The following is an 18343-nucleotide window of genomic DNA, read 5'->3' as shown; positions in this document are numbered from 1 at the left end:
CGGCTCGGCTCGGCTCGGCTGAGCGCCACCGCGAAGACCGCCCGAACCGATCCCCTCGAGGCCAATGCCCACACTCCACGACACCCAGATCGACGTTGCCCCCCGCTACCTGGCCGGAGCCGGAGACGAGCCCGGCGACGCCCTCGACCTGCTCATGGAGAAGCGGGCCTGGCCCCACCACACCGATCCCGAGACCAGCAGCCTCTTCATCTCCAGCCCTTGCCACCGGATCCGCGTCGCCTTCATGGGCGACTACCTGGACCCCTGGCAGCTCGTCGCCAGCCGCGAACCAATGGACGCACCGGACTGGCTCGCCCGCTTCGGAGGCAACACTCCCGTCGAGATCGTCGGCGCCTTCCTGGAGACCATCGCCGGAAACCTCGAGCAGCACCCGGAAGAGGTGTTCAACCGCCGTAGCTACCTCGTCAGGGATGCCACCAGGATCGTCGAACAGGCTGGATGGAAACGCGAGTTCACGGCCAACGTGATTCCTCTCACCGCGCCGGGCGGCCTCGCCGGGCTCGAGGTCCAGCGCGTGCCGACGGGCCTGGCCAAGGAATTCGGCCCGTACGACGAGACCGTCAAGCTCTGGGCCGGCCCGAAGGGCACCCGCGCGTACTGGGAGGCCCACTTCACCAACAGCACCCCGCTCCATGTGATCGCCGCAGTCACCCGATCCATGACCTCACCGGCCCCCGTACGGCGGTACCTCACCGACCTCGCGCCCGAGGTCCTGTCCTACCTCACCAGTGTCCCCAGTGAGCAGCAGGCCAGCCCGCGTGCCCGGGCCGCGCGCACGGCTTCGCTCGCTGTCCAGGCGGCCGGCAGCGCCCCCGTCGTTGTCGCACCGGCCGCGACGGTTACCCAAGAGCCCGCAGTGTCCCGCCCTGCCCGGTGACCTGCCCCGGGCTTACCAGTTGTCACCCGTACCAACCGCCCAGCCCGACTGGCCAACAGGGCGGCACACGACCGCCCGGCCAGACCCGAGGCCGCACCGTCACCGAGGAACCGACATCGTCGATCACGCTGAAATCCTGACGACCCTGGCGCCGCTGCCGGACGGCATCACCACCGGCCGGCAGCAGCTCGCACGCCGCGCGGACGTCCTCATCACCGCCGCGCTGGAGCCGGGCGGAATCCGCAGCGACACCTACCGCGGCATCCGCGTCCAAGTGGTGCTGCGCAGCACCGGGGCCGAACTCGGCTCCAACCTCTTCGACTTCGACGAACACAAGACGGTTCCCAACCCGGGATTCGTACACACCGTCCGCGCCCTCGCCGACCTGCACCGCTTCGGCGAGCTGGAACCCGGACCGATCCGGGACGCCATCGCCCGCTACACCGCGGTGTTCAGCGCCCCCACGCCCGCGCCGATCCCCGCCGCAGGCCGGGCGGAATCCCGGGTGCGCGGCGTCCAGCGGGACGCACGCCCCGACGGTGTTCCGCAGGCCCAGCGAGCCACCGCAGCGCGCGGCAGGTAGCGGGTGCCGGCCGCGAGAACTCCCGCTCGCGCACGCGAGCGCTGCGGGTACCGCCGCACAGCACCTCAGCCATTCAGTCGCCTGGAGTAACCCCTGACCACGACCAACCCCCACTGGGCCGAGAAGGCCAGCGAGCAGCCATGGCTGCAGCTGAGCGTTACCCCGGCCATGTACGCCGGGCCCGTCCTGGACACCGAGCGGGGGATCCGCCCCCTGATCGACACCGGTGCAGTGCGCCTCGACGACGGCCGCGGCAACCAGTTCATCGTCTCCCCCGACGGCAGGGTCCGGCTCGGCTTCGAGCCTGCAAACGGCACCAACGTGATGTGGAAGATCGCGGTGCACGACTCCCCGTTCGAGCCTCCCCAGTGGACCGTGTGCCTCACCGACCAGACACCCGTCGAGATCGTCGAGGCCGTCACCACCGACCTCGCCTCCACGCTGTACACCGGCGCCCGCCTGCACGGGTCAGCCCATGACCGTGAGTGGCGCGAGCTGTTCCATCCACCGGCGTGGACCACCCACTGGGACGCCTGGACGGGACAGGAGACGGTGGCCTCGGAGCACGATCCGCAGGACCGCATCGTCCTCGATACCCGGGGCGGAACGGGCGACTGGGAGGAAGCCGGCCAGGACGGCTTCTGGACCGTCACCATCGCCGAGGAGTACGACGGGTGGACCGCTGCCGCCAGCACCGCCACCCCCGACCGGATCATGCACGCCATCGCCGCCGCGATGCTCGCCCCAGCAACCCGCAACGTCACGGAACTGGGCGACCTCACCATCGGCGCCGCTGTGATCGGCGCTGCCGAGCTGGCCGAACTCCCCTCCACACCGACCCCGTTGGACGTGCACCGGGTTCTCGCCGCTCGCAGCCGCAGCCCCCAGCACACCGAGCAGGGCATCCGCACGCGAGCACCCATCGACGCGCCTACCGCTGCCGCTTACCCCTCCACCGCCGACCTCGGCGCGCGCCGTCGCTGACCGACCTCAGACCGCATACCCGATGACGCCGAGCAGGACCAGCCCCGCAGCGGCACCACGATGATCGGAACGCCACCTGACCACCACACCCCTCGACACCATCGAACGCATCGCCCGCGCCGCGGCCTACCCACCCACCCAGCGCATCATGATCCGCGGACTCCTCGACACCCCCGGCTCGTACGCAGCCCTCGCCGCAGCCATCCGCCGGGACGACCTGCGCCCCGCCGCGCTCGCCGCCGTCCGCACCCTGATCGAGCAGGCCATCGACGCCGGCCAGCCCTGGACCACCGAAGCCGCGCGCTGGCTCAGCCGTGCCGACGCCGACTGGCAGACCAGCGCGACCCTGGCCAACCGCCTCGCCTGGTACGCCCGGAGCCGCCACAACAGCGCACTGCTCCACTTCGCCGGCACCGACCACCTGACCCAGCCCGGCACCGACCGCACCCACGCCCAGGCCCTTCGGCACCTTCACCTCGTCGCGCTGCGCTACGACTTCCGGTGCCGCAGCATCCAGCAGCTCCTCGACCAGGCCCCCGACCATGAGCGGACCCGCTGGGATCCGTACACGCGCGCCCTCGGCACCTTCGCACTGCTCGGCCGCTCCGCCCCCGGCGCCCTCGACGCCATGAACCGCACCCTCGCCGAAGCCGGCGACAACCCGCAGGTCTGCCACGCCTTGCTCCACGGTCTCTGGCTCGGAGAGAACCTGCCCGGCCAGGCCGAGCACATCCTGAAGCTGGCCGCCTGGCCCACCTTCGACGACAACGACCCCATCGCGCTCTTCCGCACCGCCACCGCCTGGCGCACCCTCGGCCGCCGCACCGAAGCCCTCACCGCGATCGACGACGCCCTCGAAGCCCTGGCGCCGAACCAACCCGACGTCCACGCCGACCTCGTGCGCGAGCGAACCCTCATCACCGCCATGCCGGCGACCGTGCCTGAGAGCGCTCCGCGTCGTTGATCACGACGAGCGCCCCACCAGGGCGCGGTACCCAAGTCGGCCGGCCGCCGACCCGCCCCTGCGGGCCCGAGCTGGTCGGCGCGTCGAACCGAGGCGGTTCCACGACCCGCCAGGCCGCCGCCGACACGAGGCCCCCGCCTTCGGCTGCAGCAACCCACGAAACGGCAGCGGGCCGCGCACCCTCGAAGGGTGCGCGGCCCGCTGCCGTACGCGATCAGGCAGCTGCGGCGTAGCTCTTCCGCAGCAGCGACATCGACCGGTCGAGGTCGACCACCGTCCCAATCCGGACCTCAAGCTCGCCCGTTCCGTGGTGGCCGATCCGCCGGACGTCTCGGGTCCAGCCGGGCACCAGCTCCACCGTCGTCGGGTCGACGCGGAGGAAGACGACCAGCGCCTGCTCACGTGCGAGCACCCGGACGCAGGCGAAGTTCAGCCGGCGCCGGTAGGCGACGTAGTGCTGCAGCGCCACCGAGTGGCCCTCACCGAGGCCGAGCAGACGGGTGTCCAGCTCGTCGTACAGCTCCTGGACCGCACCGCCCACCTGCGTCAGCACCTCGCTGACCGCTCGGCGGGCAGGCGAAGCCGACCGCGCACCTTCCGGCTGGCGTGCCACCGAGGAGCCGCAGCCACCGGCGACCGACGCGGCCAGCTCGAGCGTCACCAGGTCGTCCCCGTACCTCCGGTAGACCACCATGTCGACGCGGTGGTGGGACATCCCCGCCGCCACCAGGTCGTAGCGCGTGTAGTCCGCCGCGATGCAGACCACCCGCGGGCTGCTCCAGTCGACCTGCTCGGCGGCAGCTCGCCCCAGCCGCTGCTGGACGAGCGCCTCGAACTCTTGGCGGTTCGCCGTCAACCAGGACAGGTAGAAAAGTCCCTGCGAAAGCACGCTCTCGCTGCTCGTCCGCTTGTACTCGACCAGGACCGGGCTCCCGTCTTCGTCCAAACCGAGGCTGTCGATTCGACCTCGATGGACCGGTCCGGTGGAGTACTCGGACGCCAGGAAGCGCACACCGCCGAGCATCTCTGACATGTTCGCCTCCACGAGCCGCTGCAGCTCGCGCTCGAACGCGACAGTCTCGCCCTCAACACGGCGAACGTCCCCACCAGAAACCCGAAACACCTGCAGCCCCGCCACGTACCCCCCAGCACACCATCCGTCGGCCCGCCCGACGATGGACCGAGCAGACTACATGCCAGGAATCGGACAATCTAGACCTTGTTGCGTTTATCGCACTTTGTGCCAGCGGGGAATAGAGGGTGACGCGGCGGCCTCAGAGAGCTCTGGCGTCGGGCGGCGCACCGCCCGACAGGGTGTAGCCGGATTCTCTGCCGACCGCCTTGGTGAAGAGCAGGGGCGCCGAGGGCAGCGGTCGCACGGACGACGCTGCCGATCACTGAGAGTGGTGGCGGCTCAGGTGAGGTGTAAGCTGGACGGTAAGAACTTCACGAGGGCCAGGGGTGCCCGCGAAGTGCCCGGGATGTTCGGGCACCCGTGGGACGGACGGTCCCCCGTGGGACTGGTGGTCACGGCGACACATGCGCTGATCAGGCAAAACAGGGACGAAGGTCCGCCGGTTGGGACTAGCGGGCACGCTCTGTGACGGGCTCGTAATGCGTAGGTCACGGGTTCGAATCCCGTAGGCGGCTCAAATAGGCCCAGGTCAGATAGCCGCTGACCTGGGCCTTTTGCTGTTTCCTGGCGTGCGGGCAGGCGTCAGTGACGCGCTATAAGATCGCTTGCGTGAGCGATGCGTGAGCGCTGGTGTTGATCTAGGGTCAGCCCTTGGCCTTCTTGGCCTTGGACTTTGCCTTCTTCGCCGCTTTCCGCTTCGCCTTCTCGGCTTCGGCTGCTGCCTTGGCGTGAGCCTCGGTCTACGGCAGCATACTCGCCGTCCTCGTCGCGGCCCTCGTCTGGGCCGCGATCCTGTCCCAACGCTGGCACGCTGCCAAGGGTCACGCCCAGCAGGCCGAAGCCGCGCGCCGAACCGTCCAGCACCTCCAGGCCGCCTACGACCAGGCCGCCGCCGACCAGCTCGCGTTCCTCGTCCAACGCCAGCCCAAGGAGCAGACCCGCAAGACCCTCGCCAGCGACGTCCGGGCCGCCATTCCCGACCACGCGACACGGATCCTCGCCGACCCCAACTGGCCCGCCCTCGCCACCGTGCTCGCCGACGCCGAGGCCGACGGCTACGTGCCCCACCAGCTCCTCACCGAGGCCGCTGCCCGCCGCGAACTCGGCAGCGCTCGCCTGCCCGCCAAGGTCCTCATCGCGCGTATCCAGCACACCAGCTACAACCCCGCACCCAACCGCACCGTCGAGGCGGCACTCCTGCGCTCGTCTGCCGCCCCGCTCGTCCGCCACCCCACGACCAACCCGTCATCCACCACGACTGCCCTGCAGCGCCCCGGCACCCAGCCCCGACATCGCTGACCACCAGCGACCGGAATTCTGCTGCCGCTGTGGGCGGCCACCAGTTGGTGGTCGCCCACAGCTGTTCACTCAGTCTTTGAGCGCGATATCCAGGTATGCCTGTACTGGCTCGAAGATCCCGTACGGGACGTATTCGGGGATCTCTGTAAGCGCCACCCACGCCAGTGCGTCCAGTTCTCGTGGGTCACCGACGGCAGCGGTGCCGCTGACGATCTCGCAGACCATGTACGACATCCATCGGCCAGTCTCCGGGTGGACGCGCTCGCCGAGGACCTTGACGACGGCCACGTTCAGCCCCGTCTCCTCCGCGGTCTCGCGGACAGCCGCTTGCTCGGGAGACTCGCCGGGCTCGATCTTGCCTGCTGGGAACTGCCACAAGAGCTGGCCCTCGCTGACTCGGCGCCGGACCATCAGCACCCGACCCTCCCGGATCACGATCGCGGCAGCGACACCTGGCGGCCCGTCTGACGGCGGGAGCATCGGCTAATCCCTCTCCGCCGCTGAGGCCGCCACGGGGCGGAGCAGCTCGAGGACGTGGGTCCAGTTGTACTTGTCGCGACCCCCGCCGGCCTTGGGCTTGTGGGGGACGTAGTCACCGATCAGGACGCCCATCGACCGGAGCCGGGCCAGGCTCTCCTCGTACGCGGGGTGGGCAGCCTGGGCGGAGTTGACATAGGGCTGGACGGCCACGGGGATGCCGAGGCCGTACGCCTCGCAGAGGATGCCGAGCGCGAGGGTGTCGGAGATGCCGGCGGCCCACTTGTTGATGGTGTTGAAGGTGGCCGGCGCGACGGCGATCGCGTCGGCCGGGGGCAGCGGCTGGGGGATGCTCGGCGTGCGCCAGGCGGAGCGGATCGGGTAGCCGGTCTGGGCTTCGACGGCCTCCTGGTCTATGAAGCCGAGCCCGTTCGGGGTCGCGATCACGCCGACTCCCCAGCGCTCGGCGTGGGCAGCGGTGATCAGTTCGCCCACTCCGTCGGCGATGCCCGACGCGCAGACGACGACGTAGAGGAACGGCTCGCGATGCTCAGTCAAACCTGGACTCCCAACTCCTGGCAGAAACGGCGAAGTTCCGGGACGGCGCCGCGCCGGTCGCGAGCGGCCATGTCACCGGCCAGCTTGAGCACGCTGGGCCGTCGGCGGATGTCCTCCGAGGCACAGCTCTCCGCGATCCTGAGCGCTTTGTATCCCTCGGCCGGTCTGCCCTGCTGGCTGTAGGCCCGTGCGGCCTCCACCCACAGTGCTGCCCGGCGCTCGGGGACCGGGATGCGCCTGCGCATCAGGGGCTGGGCGGCTTCCAGCGCCGCTCCGGCGTCGCCCAGGACGACCGAGGCGCTCACCGAGTGGAGCGCGACGTTGGTTGGACTGAAGTTTGCCCAGGCTTCGGGGCTGTCGAGGTCGACGTAGCGCGCGACCTCCTGGGCCTCGGCGAGGAAGTCGGCGGTCGTGGCACGGTCGCCGCCGGCGCTTGCGGCCGTCACCCCGCGAAGGAGCATGAGCCCCAGCGCGGCGAGGTACTCGGGTGGGCGCCGGTCGTAGCTGCCGGAGAGCTGGTCGGCGGTGTGCCTGATGAGGGTGACGGCGGGTGCGGTGTGCCGGTCGCGCGCGAGGACGTGCGCCTGGACTCGGACGCTGGAGGCCATCACGACGGGGTCGGCGCTCCGTTCGGCCTCGGCCATGGCACGGCCGACCGCCAGCCAGGCGTTGCCGTGGTCGCCGAGCTTGAGCAGCAGGCTCACCGCGGTCTGGTAGGCCGTCGCGAGGAGGCCAGACAGGACCTGGTCGCCGCCATGGACGGCCTCTTGAGCCTGGCGAAGGTCGGCGATCAACGACGGCAGCGCGCCTTCGAGTTCGGCGTACCGGCAGGTGTAGAAGAGCCTCCGGGCATGGGACAGCCGGGCCGCGAGTGCGGCCCGGGGTTGTGGCGCGTGCTCGGCCGGCACAGGGCCAGGCAGCAGCGCTTGGACCAGCTCTATCCCCACGCGGGGACGGGGTGTCGGGGGCGCGAGCGCGGCGACGCTCGCGGCCAGAAAGTTGCGACGGTGCATGTCGTCCGTCCTGCTGTCCGCACTGGTATGGGAGGACAGGCCGAGGCTTCCCAGCGGGATGTCGAGCACAGCTGCGACAGCGCGCAGGACGTCGATGTCCTGCGTTCCCTTGCCGCTCTCCAACCGGCTGATCTTCGACTGGTGGTAGCCCAGTTCGGTGGCCACGTCCGCCTGAGACCGGCCGCTCAACACTCGTGCGCGGCGGATCACCTCTCCGATCCCACCCGCAGCGGAGTGTCCTTTGGCCGTCCGCGACATGGCTTCTCCTGCCAATGCTGATCCTGCCCTGGCGAGCCGAGCGTAGCCGCACCAGGACAACCCGTCATGCACGGTCTGCATGGATCATGCACGCGGAGCCCGTGCCCTAACCGTGGTGCATCGAGATGGAGTTGTCTGGTCGTCAGCAGCTCGACCACCCTCGCAGCTTGCGGTTCCCCGCTCCCGCATGACCGAGGCCCATCTGCGGTCTCTCGCATGCGCGGCTTCACCCAGTGGCTAAGGAGAAGCGCCGATGACCCTCCGCTCGGACGCACAGAGGGGCGACACCGCGCACCAGCGGGACGCAGTGGCCGTTCCTCTCGCTTCGGAAGACGGCCGGGCGTCGAACGCAAGCGCGAGCCACTCAGACCGTGCCGCCGCGCGTCGCGAGCGCCTCGCCACCGCCGGCACCCACGCCCGAGAGGTCCTCGACCGCCACCAGTTCGAGGACGGTCGGTGCAGCGACGGCTGCGGCCCCTGGCCGTGCAACAGCGTCGTCGATGCTGTCCAAGCCTGCGACGGTGACCGGTGACCGCCTTCACCCACGCTCGGCGTATTTCGTTCATCGGCACCAGGCGTGACCACGTCCCACCAGCCCGAGAAGCCGTCGTCCGAGTCGCCCGCTCGTGGGGGATCGACCCGACTTCGCTTGGCGACATCGCTCTGGTCGCCGACGAGCTGCTCGCCAACGCGGTCATCCACGCGCCGGGGAGACTGCTCGCCGGCATTTACCTGTCACCGGACGGGGACCGGGTGGTGATCGAGGTGTACGACCCGTCGCGCCGGATGCCCACCGGCGCCGCGAACTTCGGCAACGACGAACTGACCACCGGTCGAGGCATGCTGCTGATCGAGGGCCTGTCGGAGACCTGGGGCGCGGAACCGACGACCCATGGCAAGAAGGTCTGGGCCGAACTGGCGGTGCCCGCTGTCGCGGTACCCGAGCACCCTCGCTCGGCCCGCCGGGCGGCACTCATCGCCAGCCTCGTCCGCACCGACCGTCCCAGGCCCCGTCCCCACGCGCCCACCTGGCCACCCGCCCGCGCGTACAGATGGTTCTCGCAGCACCGCTCGCCGCGCGCCTACCGACTCCGCCCGTGCTGGTCCAGGCGCACCGGCCGGGCGGTGACGGGGGCCGGTCGCTCTTTCCCCCGGGAGCGGCCGGCCCCACCCCGTCCGACTCGCGCGGAGCAGCCGTGCTCCACCCGAACTCTGCTCTACGGAAGGATGGATGGATGAGTGACTGGGAGTTCGTGAAGGACAGAACGGCCACGCAGGGCGCGGTGTGGAGGTCCGCCGACGGCCTGCTCTACAAGCGGACCGGGGGTGAGGATCTGCGGGTTGAGACCGAGTTCCAGCAGCTGGCCGCCGGCCTTGGTTACCCGGTGCCGGAGATCGTCGACAGCGGCTCTGAGAACGAGAGCTACTTCGTCATCGAGCGCGCCATCGGCGACAGCTCGCTGCACGAGGAGGCGCTGGCCGACGCCAGGCAGGGCGGTCAGGTCAGCTACCAGGTGATCAGCACGGCAGCGGCCGTCGCATCGAAGCTCATGCAGGCCCAGGCGAGGCACCCCCTCCCGGTTACGCCGTGGTTCGAGAAGGCGGCCTTCGCGGCAGAGGTCTTCGAGGAGAACCCGGACCTCGACACCCCGCGCGTCCACGAAGCGGTCAAGCACGCCCTCGACCGGCTGGCCCAGCTCCCGATGGTGCACGGACATCTCGACTACGGCCTGCCCAACGTCCTCCAGGCCGGCGTCATCGACTGGCAGCACCACGGACCGGTCCCGCTCGGCTACGACGTCTACCCCGCGCTCGACATCGTGGCCTTCAAGGGCGGAGGCAAGGGCTACAGCATCACCCCGGAACAGCGCGCCGCCTACACCGGCGCACTCGACGAGACCACCGCATCCCTGATCGGGCAGCGGGTGAGCGAGCATCTGGGCGACTTCCTGCTCGTCAAGTGCTTCTTCTTCCTCGCCCTCATGCGGCCCACCGACCCCACACGGCACGACAAGCACATCAAGTGGCAGTACCGCCGCACCCTCTTCACGATGGGACTTGATCAGTATGAGTCGTCCAACACGATCGACACCGGCACCTTCCCCACTCTGGAACGGTTCACCGCTGAACACCGGTAGGCCGGTTCCCACCGTTCGCGACCGCGACTACCTGATGGACCACCACGGAGTCGTCTTCAAGGTCATCGGCGACAGCCACCCCGGCAGCCACTACCTCGGCTACGTCAAGTACCACCCGGACGAGAAGGGCGACCGCCGGCTCTTCGACCGGACCTACCGGCAAAACAGCGTCGTGTCGAAGTCCTTCGGCATCCTCGCCGGCAGGCCGGAGTGCTATGTCTACTCCGACACCCTCGGCTGCGTCATCACTGGTATCCCGCGCGAGGACGTGGCCGTCCACTACTCCTGCCGCCAGGCCCTCGCCGCCATCCACGAGGCTCCCGGCGCGGTCGCCGACAACCCGGCAGGCAAGGACCTCCTGGCGATCACCGAGTGGATCACCGCGAACGACGCCCAGGGCCTGATCGGCGTCACCGGCTCCTTCCTCGTCGGCTGCTTCAACGAGCGCTCCGACATCGACCTGGTCTGCTACGGGCCGGAGGGCTACCAGGCCGCGCAGGAGCTGTTCCAGCAGACCGACCTGATCCGACCGTATGACGGGGACGACCTCACCCGGCTGTACATCCGCCGGGCCAAGTACATGGAGGGCAGCTCATTCGACGCCCTCATCAAGCAGGAACGCCGCAAGCTCCAAGGGCTCACCGCGAGCGCTGGCGCGCACATCAACTGCGAACCCATCCGCTCCGACCGTGACAGGACCTTCGCCCGGATCTCCTCCAAGGAGATCGGCGAGATCTCGCTCCTCGCCAAGATCACCGACCACGCCGAGGGTCTCACCACCCCGGCCGTCTACGGGATCAAGGTCAAGACCATCCTCAGCTCGACCATCGACGAGGCCGACTCCTTCGCCCGCCGGATCACCCACATGCGCTCCTACCTCGGCGCCTACACCGGCGCCTTCAGGTCCGGCGACACCGTGCACCTGTCCGGCAAGCTCGTCCACACCCAGGACGGCGAACACAGCGGCTTCGGCATCGAACTCACTCCCTGGACCGTCAGCGGCTCCTACGTCGCCAACCTCGCCGGATAGGAGCCTCGTCTTGCCCCTGCTCGTCATCCGACACGCCGAGTCCGTCGAGAACGCCGACAAGTACAACGGCTTCTACCAGGACCCCCGCCCCTACACCGGGGCCGCCGCGCACGCCATCTCCCGCACCATCGTCGGCCTGACCCCGCGAGGCTTCCGGCAGGCCCAATGGCTCGCCGAGGTCCTCCCGCAGCTCGCGGGCCCCGAGCCGCACGTCTACACCTCGACCTACCGCAGGGCGATCGACACCGCGGCGATCGCCCTGCCCGCCCTCCCTGATGGCTGGCCCCGGCAGACCGCACTCCTGGACGAGCAGCACTACGGCGACGCCACCTACATGACCAAGCGCGAGCTGTACGACAGCTACCCCGAACTCGCCGAGGACCGCCGCCTGCGGAAGCACATCTGGACCGCGCCGGGCGGCGGCGAGTCGCTCGCCGAGGGCGTACTCAAGCGGGCCACCGAGTTCGCCGCCCTCGCCCAGGCCGAACTCCAGCAATCCCGCACCGTCGTCGCTTTCACCCACCAGACCGCCGCGGTGGCCCTTCGATCCCTGCTCGAAGCCTGCACCTTGCCCGAGATCCTCGCCGAGGAGCGGAAGGGCAAGATGCCCAACGCCGCGATCCTCCACTACGAACTGCGAGACGGCCGGTTCATCCGGACGGGAACCACCACCCCGCCGATCTAGGAGGAGCCCGTGCGACACCTTTTCCTCAACGGGCCCGTCCAGAACGGGCCCTTCACCTTCGACACCCGCCCCGGCAAGGCCGTGGGCATCCGCCTTGCCGCCGCCCTCAACGCCATCCTGGGCTTACCGCCCGCACCACACCTGTGGAACACCGTCACCCTCGCCGGAGACCTCCGCCACCGCCAGGCCGAGGGCCCGAAGATCCCCCGCCAGCGGTTCGAGGCTGACCTGATCACCGACAAGTACCCGCCCGGACAGTTCCCGGTGGGCGGCATCATGACCGACACCGACGCGGAGGTCGCCAACCTCGCGCTGGAGATGATCGAGAACAACCTCCGCGCCGGCACCCTCGGCATCAGCCGCGAGACCGTCCCCACTTGCCGGTCCTGCGGTCACATGACTGGCACCGGCAGCCACCGCTGCAACACCTGCGGCAGCACCGACACCGAAGACCGCCCGGGCCTCCACCTCGTCGCCGAACTCGCGAAGGACCGCCCCGTCCTCGACCGCTCAGACATCCACGCCAGCCATCGCCAGCAGCCCAAGCACCTCCAGCACACCGCCGCCAACGTCGCCGAGCGCCTGATCCTCTCCCGAACCCGCGACCACGGCATCGACCTCTCGCCCCTCGGCCTCAACGGCCTCGTCCTCGACCCGCGCGTCGGCGTCCACGCCACTGTCCTCGCCGCGGCCCGGCGGCACGAAGCGGACACGGCCGTCATGACCATCACCGAGAACGCGGCCAACCACGTTGCCGCCCACGGTCAGCACTTCCGCCAACACGACGGCACCCGGCTTCAGTACGCCCTACACGGCCACCTCCCCTACGACCACATGGCCAGCCTGCAGCCGCTGCACGAGGCGTACCGAGTCACCCAGGAGGTCAAGGACGGCTTCGAAGCGTGGTTCCTGCCGCTCTTCTCCCTGAGGACCAAGGCCGTAACCGGGCCGGAACAGTTGCCCGCGCTCTTCAAGCAGTACATGCGGGCACACCTGGCCAAGCCCGCTGCGGCCGACGGAGCCGCGTTCGAAGCTGTACAGAACTCGGTCTCCACCGGCGACACGGAATGGATCGCGAGCAAGCAGGCGCTGGCCAACGTGATGGCTGCCTGCGTGACAGCGCCGGTCGTCCCCGCGGAGATCTGACTGCCGATTACTTTCGGCTTGAACGCTGTCCGGGAGTGCCCCTCCTGGATTCTGCCGCGATGTGAGCCGGATCGTGTCACGATGGCGGTCGGTCACCACGGGGGAGCCATGCGGGACGCACTTGTCGAGGACTTGGACGCTCGGCTTGCCGAGTACGCCTATCGGTCGGAGACGGAAGCGCTACTCGACGAAGCGGGGCGCGAGTCTGCCATGCGACTCGTAGCCCTCATCGCCGAGGAAGCTCAGGCGTCACGCAACGTCGATACCGAGGCTCTGTACACAGCGGCCGCATTCCACTGGGCACGAGCAGTTGCGCTTGGCGATGGTGGCCGCGCGCAGGTGGAGCGTGAGACGGCGATCCATCTCTTCGGCCTGCTGTTCCTTGCAGACCGCAGGAAGGTCCCGCGTGAGCTCTGGCCCAGGCTGATAGCCGAGACCGGGCACGACCCGTGGGCCGATCCGCTTGAGCACGCGGCTGACCTGGTGGTGGACTTCGAGCAGCAGCAGGACTGGGCCGCTCTGGACGAGGCTTTTGGGCTACTGCAGAGCATTCCCCGGGGCGGGGACAGTGCGTACCAGGACACCCTGTTGGGCATGGCCCACCAGTTCCGTGCGACGGCTCTGGTGCGGGACGAACGGGCGCGGCTGGCCGACGCGGACCGGGCAGTCGAGTTATTGAGCGCTGTGGCGGCGCTGCCGGAGCCGTCGGCTTCACGGACCGTCACGCGTCTGCTGACTCTCGGCAGTGCCCAGGTCGGCCGCTTCGAGCTGACTGGGCTCCCGGCGGATCTGGCTGACGCCGAGCGCTCGTACCGTCGGGCCCTAGAACTGGCAGCACCAGGGTCCACCGAGCAGGTGTCGGCGATGATCGGTGTGGGGACGGGGCTCGGCCGCCGGGCTGAGGTGCCAGGCACCGAGCGGAGCGACGTGGTCGCCCTCCTGCGGGAGGCGGTCGACTGGCTGCGTCGGGCAGCGGACCTCGACCTGGAGTACGGTCGGCGGCCCGACCGTGCGAACCTGGCCAAGGCGACCGGGCTGTTGCTGGAGCACACACTCCGACTGAGGCGCGACGGCGACGCCGCCACCGACCAGGGCACACAGGACGCGCCAGCTCCAGCACCGCCACCGACCGAGGCCGAGGCAGCGCAAGCACGTCGCCTGATCGCCCTCGGCGATGAGGTGGACCAACGGGTCGTCACCGAGCAGGAGGCGCTGCGGCGCGTCGGCGAGTCGGGCAGTGAACTGTCGGAGGCCGCGGTGCGGGTCGTGGTGGGGGTGGCCGTCGGCCTGGTCAGGACTGGCACGCCTCGGCGAGCGATTTCCGTGCTGGCTCTGACGCTGGCAGCGGCCGAGCAGCGTTGGGGGGCCGACCGGGATAGCCCGTGGTGGTGGGCAGCGGACACGTACGTCGAGGTGGCCCGGCTGACCCTGGCTGAGCAGTCGGATGCGGTGCTGTTCCAGCATGCGCGTGAGGTGGCCGGCCGACAGATCGACGAACTACGCGGCTGTGACGCCATTCAGGACGTCGCCGAACTCGCCGAGACCCTGTTTGCAGACGGCTTGTTGTGCCTGACCCCGTACACCGGGGGGCTGGTGGACCTGTCGTTCGCCTCGGCCCAGAAACTCCGGCGCGACCGTGAGGCCCGGTACATGGGCGTCCACACCATGCGGTGGGAGGGTGTCACCATGCCGGACCCGCGGCATGCGGTCGAGGAAGCCGTGACCCGGCTCAGGGAAGCGGCGGCGCTCGCCACCGGCCACCGGCGCGGCCGAACGCTCAAGGCCCTGATCGAGGCCCTTTCCATGCTTGCCGGTCTGACCGGAACCTTGTACGACCAGGAGGCGAGGGAGGCAGCCCGGGAGGCCGTCGGGACCCTGGACCCGTTCCGCGATCCGCTCGGCTACCTGTACCTGCTGAAGATCCTCGCCCTGCTCGGTGAACTGGTCCTGCCCCGCGAGCTGGACGGCCTGCTGCCAGTCCCGCTCGACGAAGTCCGCGAGTGCCAGGGCGAGCACGAGGCGGCGAGCCTCTTCACCGAGGCACTGGCCCTCGCCACCGAGACGGGGCACCGGGATCTGGAGGTCGCACTCATCGAGGCCGCTGACGGGGCGGGTCTCCGGCTCCGGAAGCCCGATCAGCAGCGGGTGCGCTGGGCAAGCGAGGTACACCTGCTCCATGAGGACACGCTCGACTGCCCGGTGCCGGGCGGGGTCCCGGCCGCGACGGAGGAGCTCACCACAGACCCGACCCGGGAGCCGGCCGAGCGGGCCGCGGCACTGGTCCACCTCGCCGCGCACTGCGGCGAGGACGACGAGCAGGCCCTGGGCCGAACCCTGCTCCTGGAGGCCGCCCGATCGGCTCCGGACTGGGTGGACCAGCACGTCGAGATGGTGGCGCACCTGTACGGCCGCTTGTCCTACGACCTGGCCGTGCGTGCCGACCATGCGGCGGACTGGGCTGAAGCAGCGGAGTGCTTCGCCGTGGCCGGCGCGCAGTACACGATGGCCGACCAGGAAGACCTGGCGCTGGACGCCTTCGAAGCCGGGTTGGCCAGCGTCAGGCGCTGTGACCATCCGGCGGCAAGCAGTGCTGCCAACGCACTGCTCAGCAGAATGACTTCGCTCCGAGCGAGCACGGACGAGGGAATCGCCTGGAAGCTTCGAGAGCTGTGCCTCACCCTCGGCAGCCTTCTGTCTGCGCATGCCCGTGTCGATGCGAGCACCGTTCTCCTGCTGCACCAGGTGGCCAAGGGCATGGACTTCTCGATCGCGGCCGAGCGCTCCGGTCCGTTCACCCCATCACGTGCGCTCGCCGCCGCGATCGACCGGGCGAGCCTCGACGCCGCCCAACCTCCGCCTGCGGAAGGGGCGCTGAGCCCGGGCGACGCTATCCTCTGTTACGTCGGAACTGGCGAGGCCGAACCCGAGAGCGACCCTGACGCCCGGCAGCGCAACCTGCAGCGGGCCGTCGACCGCCGGATCAGCATGGAACTCCACCTGAGTCGGAATCTCCCACGCAACGCCCTCCTGGGGCTGGACGATGTCCAAGCTCTGCTCCCGGAGGACACGGTGCTGTTGTCGTTGTTCCTCGGGCAATTCCCGGGACCGAACGCGACGGGCCTTCGCACAGGGACGGTGGGCCTGGCGGTGACACGAGAGGAGGTGCGTCTCCGGACCGTCGCGTTCAACGACGTCGGCGGCGATCTGCTCCGCCTCACCCGCGGTCTCCACACGATGCTGATCCACCCGGTGGCCAGCCCCGTTTCCGTGCTGCGACAAGCCGTCACCGCCGATCCGCTGCACCGCCTAGTGAGCCGCGAGGCGGGCACCGCTCTGGACCACGCCGGCGCACAATGCCTGGCCGGTTTCACGGAGCTGATGGGGCGCTGGCAGGACGAAGGCAAGCGGCATCTGTGCATCTGGCCGAACGGGCCACTCCACTTCGTCCCCTTTCCGCTACTTCCCGTCGCAGACGGGCTGGTGGCGGACGACTGGACCGTGACACAGCTTTCGAGCCTTGCCTCGCTCCGCACCACCACCGCAGAGCTCACACCGCCCACAGCACGCCATGAGCTCGTGGCGTTCGGGTCGGCCAGCGGCGGTGTGCGGCACGGCCTGGTTGCCGAGACGGCGTTGGAGCACCATGCGTCCTCCGTGGCGGCGTCGATGGGTGGCCGAGCCGTGCTCGGAGCCGCCGCCACGCCCAGCCGCTTCCTGTGCGAGCTCGGCACCTCGCGCTACGTGCACGTGGCGGCGCACGGCGCGCACAACGAGTGGGCCTCCTGGTACCAGTGCCTGTACTTGTCGCCCGATCCCGACAACGACGGCCGGGTCTTCGCGCACGACATCCTCAGGACCGACCTGCGTGGCGTCGAACTCGTCACCATGAGCTCGTGCGAGTCGGCTCTGGGTCGCTACGACGTGAACGACAACTTGCGCGGCTTGCCGGCTGCATTCCTGGCCGCCGGGGCCTCGGCCGTCGTCGGCTGCCTGTGGCCGGTCCATCCGGACGTGGCCACCGACTTCTTCGCCGAGTTGTACCGACAACTGACTGGCAACGGTGACCGGCGGGCCGCGTTCCGTGCCGCCCAGTGCCATACGCGTACCAAGCACCCCGCGTACCGGGACTGGGGTGCGTTCTGTTTCATCGGCGACTGGCGCGCGCCGCACACACCCCGAGGAGTAGCGCAGTGAACCACGTCAGCATCGACGTACCTGTCCTGAGGGATGTCGAGCTCTCTCCGGTACCGCGACTCAACACCCCGACCACGTCAGCCCCGTTGCGGGGACGGGTGTCCTTGGGGGTGGCTGTGGTTCGTCGGCTCACGGCTGAGCAGGCGGCCCAGGGCGACGAGGAGTGGCTCGACTTCCTGGAGTCGGAGTCCGCCCACAGCGACTACCTGCTGCTCAGCCTGGTTTGTGCCTTCCGGCCGGCGGACAACGACGACGTATTCGTCGACGCCGGCGTCGGAATCCAGTTGGAGGCCCCTGACGAGCCCGAGGACCGACAGCCGATCGCGTGGTCCATCGCCCCCAAGAAGCGGGCCAGCCCTGCCGGACGAGTGGGACGGATCGCGCTGACCGCCAAACTCGCCATCGTCGAGTCCACTCTGGACGTCACTCCCAACCAGCAGCAAGAGCACCTGTTCCTGGTGGGCATGGGGGAGCGCGACAGCGACCCCGAATGGCGGTTCAAGGCGACGAGCTCGGTTCCGCTGATCGGGGACGAGACACTGACTATCGTGGTCAAGGCCCCAGCCCGTGCTGCCGTGCGAGCGCACGTCTCCGTCGCCGCTACCGTCAGGCAGCGACGCCTGGGATTGATCCCCTACCGCGCGGAGCTGCCGTCCACGCTACGGACAATCGATCTTCAATGAACTACCTGCCCGAGCCGCGCCGCTGACGCACCTCTGCAGCGAGCTACGAGCAACGGAGTGCGTGAGCGATGCGTGAGCGGACGGGGCGGCACGTGCCGGTTCGGACGGGATCGTGGAGCATGGTGCAACCTTCTGACCTGTGGAAATGTCACCAAGTGGTCGATGTCGGTAGCAGCCAACATGATCACTCTCGGGCTCGTAATGCGTAGGTCACGGGTTCGAATCCCGTAGGCGGCTCCATGGAAAACCCCAGGTTAGTTCTCTGACCTGGGGTTTCTGCATGCCCTGGAGCTCGGGC

Annotated in this window: 16 protein-coding genes and 1 pseudogene; 12 read left to right on the top strand and 5 right to left on the bottom strand. The window is 69.4% G+C overall.

Annotated features, from left to right (window positions below; translation table 11 throughout):
• Positions 1–64: 64 nt before the first annotated feature.
• The 4 genes from ACSMTC_RS16785 to ACSMTC_RS16770 all read left to right on the top strand — a co-directional run bounded on the left by ACSMTC_RS16785 (position 65) and on the right by ACSMTC_RS16770 (position 3429).
• Positions 65–898, top strand: a complete 834-nt coding sequence (locus tag ACSMTC_RS16785; protein ID WP_436560503.1) for an SPDY domain-containing protein — start codon at positions 65–67, stop codon at positions 896–898.
• Between the two features lie 19 nt (positions 899–917).
• Positions 918–1481, top strand: a complete 564-nt coding sequence (locus tag ACSMTC_RS16780; protein ID WP_436560502.1) for a hypothetical protein — start codon at positions 918–920, stop codon at positions 1479–1481.
• Between the two features lie 168 nt (positions 1482–1649).
• Positions 1650–2465 (top strand): SPDY domain-containing protein, encoded by an 816-nt coding sequence (locus ACSMTC_RS16775; protein WP_436560501.1) that lies wholly within the window; start codon positions 1650–1652, stop codon positions 2463–2465.
• 148 nt (positions 2466–2613) lie between these two features.
• Positions 2614–3429 (top strand): tetratricopeptide repeat protein, encoded by an 816-nt coding sequence (locus ACSMTC_RS16770; protein WP_436560500.1) that lies wholly within the window; start codon positions 2614–2616, stop codon positions 3427–3429.
• A 214-nt stretch (positions 3430–3643) separates the two neighbouring features.
• Here the strand turns inward: ACSMTC_RS16770 and ACSMTC_RS16765 are convergent, their stop codons facing one another.
• Complete coding sequence (locus tag ACSMTC_RS16765) at positions 3644–4462, bottom strand: DUF5655 domain-containing protein (protein ID WP_436560499.1); 819 nt, start codon at positions 4460–4462, stop codon at positions 3644–3646.
• Positions 4463–5308: 846 nt separating this feature from the next.
• Here ACSMTC_RS16765 and ACSMTC_RS16760 point away from each other — a divergent pair.
• Positions 5309–5863 (top strand): annotated as a pseudogene (locus ACSMTC_RS16760) (mobilization protein); the annotation flags it as partial.
• A 69-nt stretch (positions 5864–5932) separates the two neighbouring features.
• Here ACSMTC_RS16760 and ACSMTC_RS16755 read toward each other — a convergent pair.
• From ACSMTC_RS16755 to ACSMTC_RS16740, 4 genes are all read right to left on the bottom strand, one after another.
• Positions 5933–6343: an NUDIX hydrolase gene (locus ACSMTC_RS16755; protein ID WP_436560498.1), complete on the bottom strand. Its 411-nt coding sequence runs from the start codon at positions 6341–6343 to the stop codon at positions 5933–5935.
• Positions 6344–6346: 3 nt separating this feature from the next.
• Complete coding sequence (locus ACSMTC_RS16750) at positions 6347–6898, bottom strand: flavoprotein (RefSeq protein WP_436560497.1); 552 nt, start codon at positions 6896–6898, stop codon at positions 6347–6349.
• A complete protein-coding gene (locus tag ACSMTC_RS16745) occupies positions 6895–8169 on the bottom strand; it encodes a helix-turn-helix domain-containing protein (protein ID WP_436560496.1) in 1275 nt (424 codons plus the stop codon). The genes ACSMTC_RS16750 and ACSMTC_RS16745 overlap by 4 nt, the downstream gene beginning before the upstream one ends.
• Positions 8170–8533: 364 nt before the next feature.
• Positions 8534–8680: a hypothetical protein gene (locus ACSMTC_RS16740; protein ID WP_436560495.1), complete on the bottom strand. Its 147-nt coding sequence runs from the start codon at positions 8678–8680 to the stop codon at positions 8534–8536.
• Between the two features lie 17 nt (positions 8681–8697).
• Between ACSMTC_RS16740 and ACSMTC_RS16735 the strand changes: the two genes are divergently transcribed.
• From ACSMTC_RS16735 to ACSMTC_RS16705, 7 genes are all read left to right on the top strand, one after another.
• Positions 8698–9408 (top strand): ATP-binding protein, encoded by a 711-nt coding sequence (locus tag ACSMTC_RS16735; protein ID WP_436560494.1) that lies wholly within the window; start codon positions 8698–8700, stop codon positions 9406–9408.
• On the top strand, positions 9405–10307 hold the full coding sequence (locus tag ACSMTC_RS16730; protein WP_436560493.1) for a phosphotransferase: 903 nt from the start codon (positions 9405–9407) through the stop codon (positions 10305–10307). The genes ACSMTC_RS16735 and ACSMTC_RS16730 overlap by 4 nt, the downstream gene beginning before the upstream one ends.
• Before the next feature lie 34 nt (positions 10308–10341).
• Positions 10342–11337 carry a nucleotidyltransferase domain-containing protein gene (locus tag ACSMTC_RS16725; RefSeq protein WP_436560492.1) on the top strand — a complete coding sequence of 332 codons (996 nt, stop codon included), beginning with the start codon at positions 10342–10344 and terminating at the stop codon, positions 11335–11337.
• 10 nt (positions 11338–11347) lie between these two features.
• A complete protein-coding gene (locus ACSMTC_RS16720; protein WP_436560491.1) occupies positions 11348–12022 on the top strand; it encodes a histidine phosphatase family protein in 675 nt (224 codons plus the stop codon).
• A 9-nt stretch (positions 12023–12031) separates the two neighbouring features.
• The gene (locus tag ACSMTC_RS16715) at positions 12032–13168 is read left to right on the top strand and encodes a hypothetical protein (protein ID WP_436560490.1); all 1137 of its coding nucleotides are present in this window, start codon (positions 12032–12034) and stop codon (positions 13166–13168) included.
• Positions 13169–13276: 108 nt separating this feature from the next.
• Positions 13277–17362 (top strand): CHAT domain-containing protein, encoded by a 4086-nt coding sequence (locus ACSMTC_RS16710; RefSeq protein WP_436560489.1) that lies wholly within the window; start codon positions 13277–13279, stop codon positions 17360–17362.
• Entirely contained in the window at positions 17359–18045 is a 687-nt protein-coding gene (locus ACSMTC_RS16705; protein ID WP_436560488.1) for a hypothetical protein, read from the top strand. The genes ACSMTC_RS16710 and ACSMTC_RS16705 overlap by 4 nt, the downstream gene beginning before the upstream one ends.
• The last annotated feature ends 298 nt before the right edge of the window (positions 18046–18343 follow it).

The organism is Kitasatospora sp. HPM-01-4 (assembly GCF_051374625.1).
Classification (GTDB): domain Bacteria; phylum Actinomycetota; class Actinomycetes; order Streptomycetales; family Streptomycetaceae; genus Kitasatospora.
This window is presented reverse-complemented; position numbering and strand designations above follow the sequence as displayed.

What these genes read in the sequence shown, in the direction of transcription:
- ACSMTC_RS16725 (WP_436560492.1), top strand. Translation starts at nt 10,342, where the DNA reads ATGGACCACCACGGAGTCGTCTTCAAGGTCATCGGCGACAGCCACCCC.
- ACSMTC_RS16770 (WP_436560500.1), top strand. Translation starts at nt 2,614, where the DNA reads ATGATCCGCGGACTCCTCGACACCCCCGGCTCGTACGCAGCCCTCGCC.
- ACSMTC_RS16785 (WP_436560503.1), top strand. Translation starts at nt 65, where the DNA reads ATGCCCACACTCCACGACACCCAGATCGACGTTGCCCCCCGCTACCTG.
- ACSMTC_RS16710 (WP_436560489.1), top strand. Translation starts at nt 13,277, where the DNA reads ATGCGGGACGCACTTGTCGAGGACTTGGACGCTCGGCTTGCCGAGTAC.
- ACSMTC_RS16765 (WP_436560499.1), bottom strand. Translation starts at nt 4,462, where the DNA reads ATGTCAGAGATGCTCGGCGGTGTGCGCTTCCTGGCGTCCGAGTACTCC.
- ACSMTC_RS16755 (WP_436560498.1), bottom strand. Translation starts at nt 6,343, where the DNA reads ATGCTCCCGCCGTCAGACGGGCCGCCAGGTGTCGCTGCCGCGATCGTG.
- ACSMTC_RS16745 (WP_436560496.1), bottom strand. Translation starts at nt 8,169, where the DNA reads ATGTCGCGGACGGCCAAAGGACACTCCGCTGCGGGTGGGATCGGAGAG.
- ACSMTC_RS16775 (WP_436560501.1), top strand. Translation starts at nt 1,650, where the DNA reads ATGTACGCCGGGCCCGTCCTGGACACCGAGCGGGGGATCCGCCCCCTG.
- ACSMTC_RS16730 (WP_436560493.1), top strand. Translation starts at nt 9,405, where the DNA reads ATGAGTGACTGGGAGTTCGTGAAGGACAGAACGGCCACGCAGGGCGCG.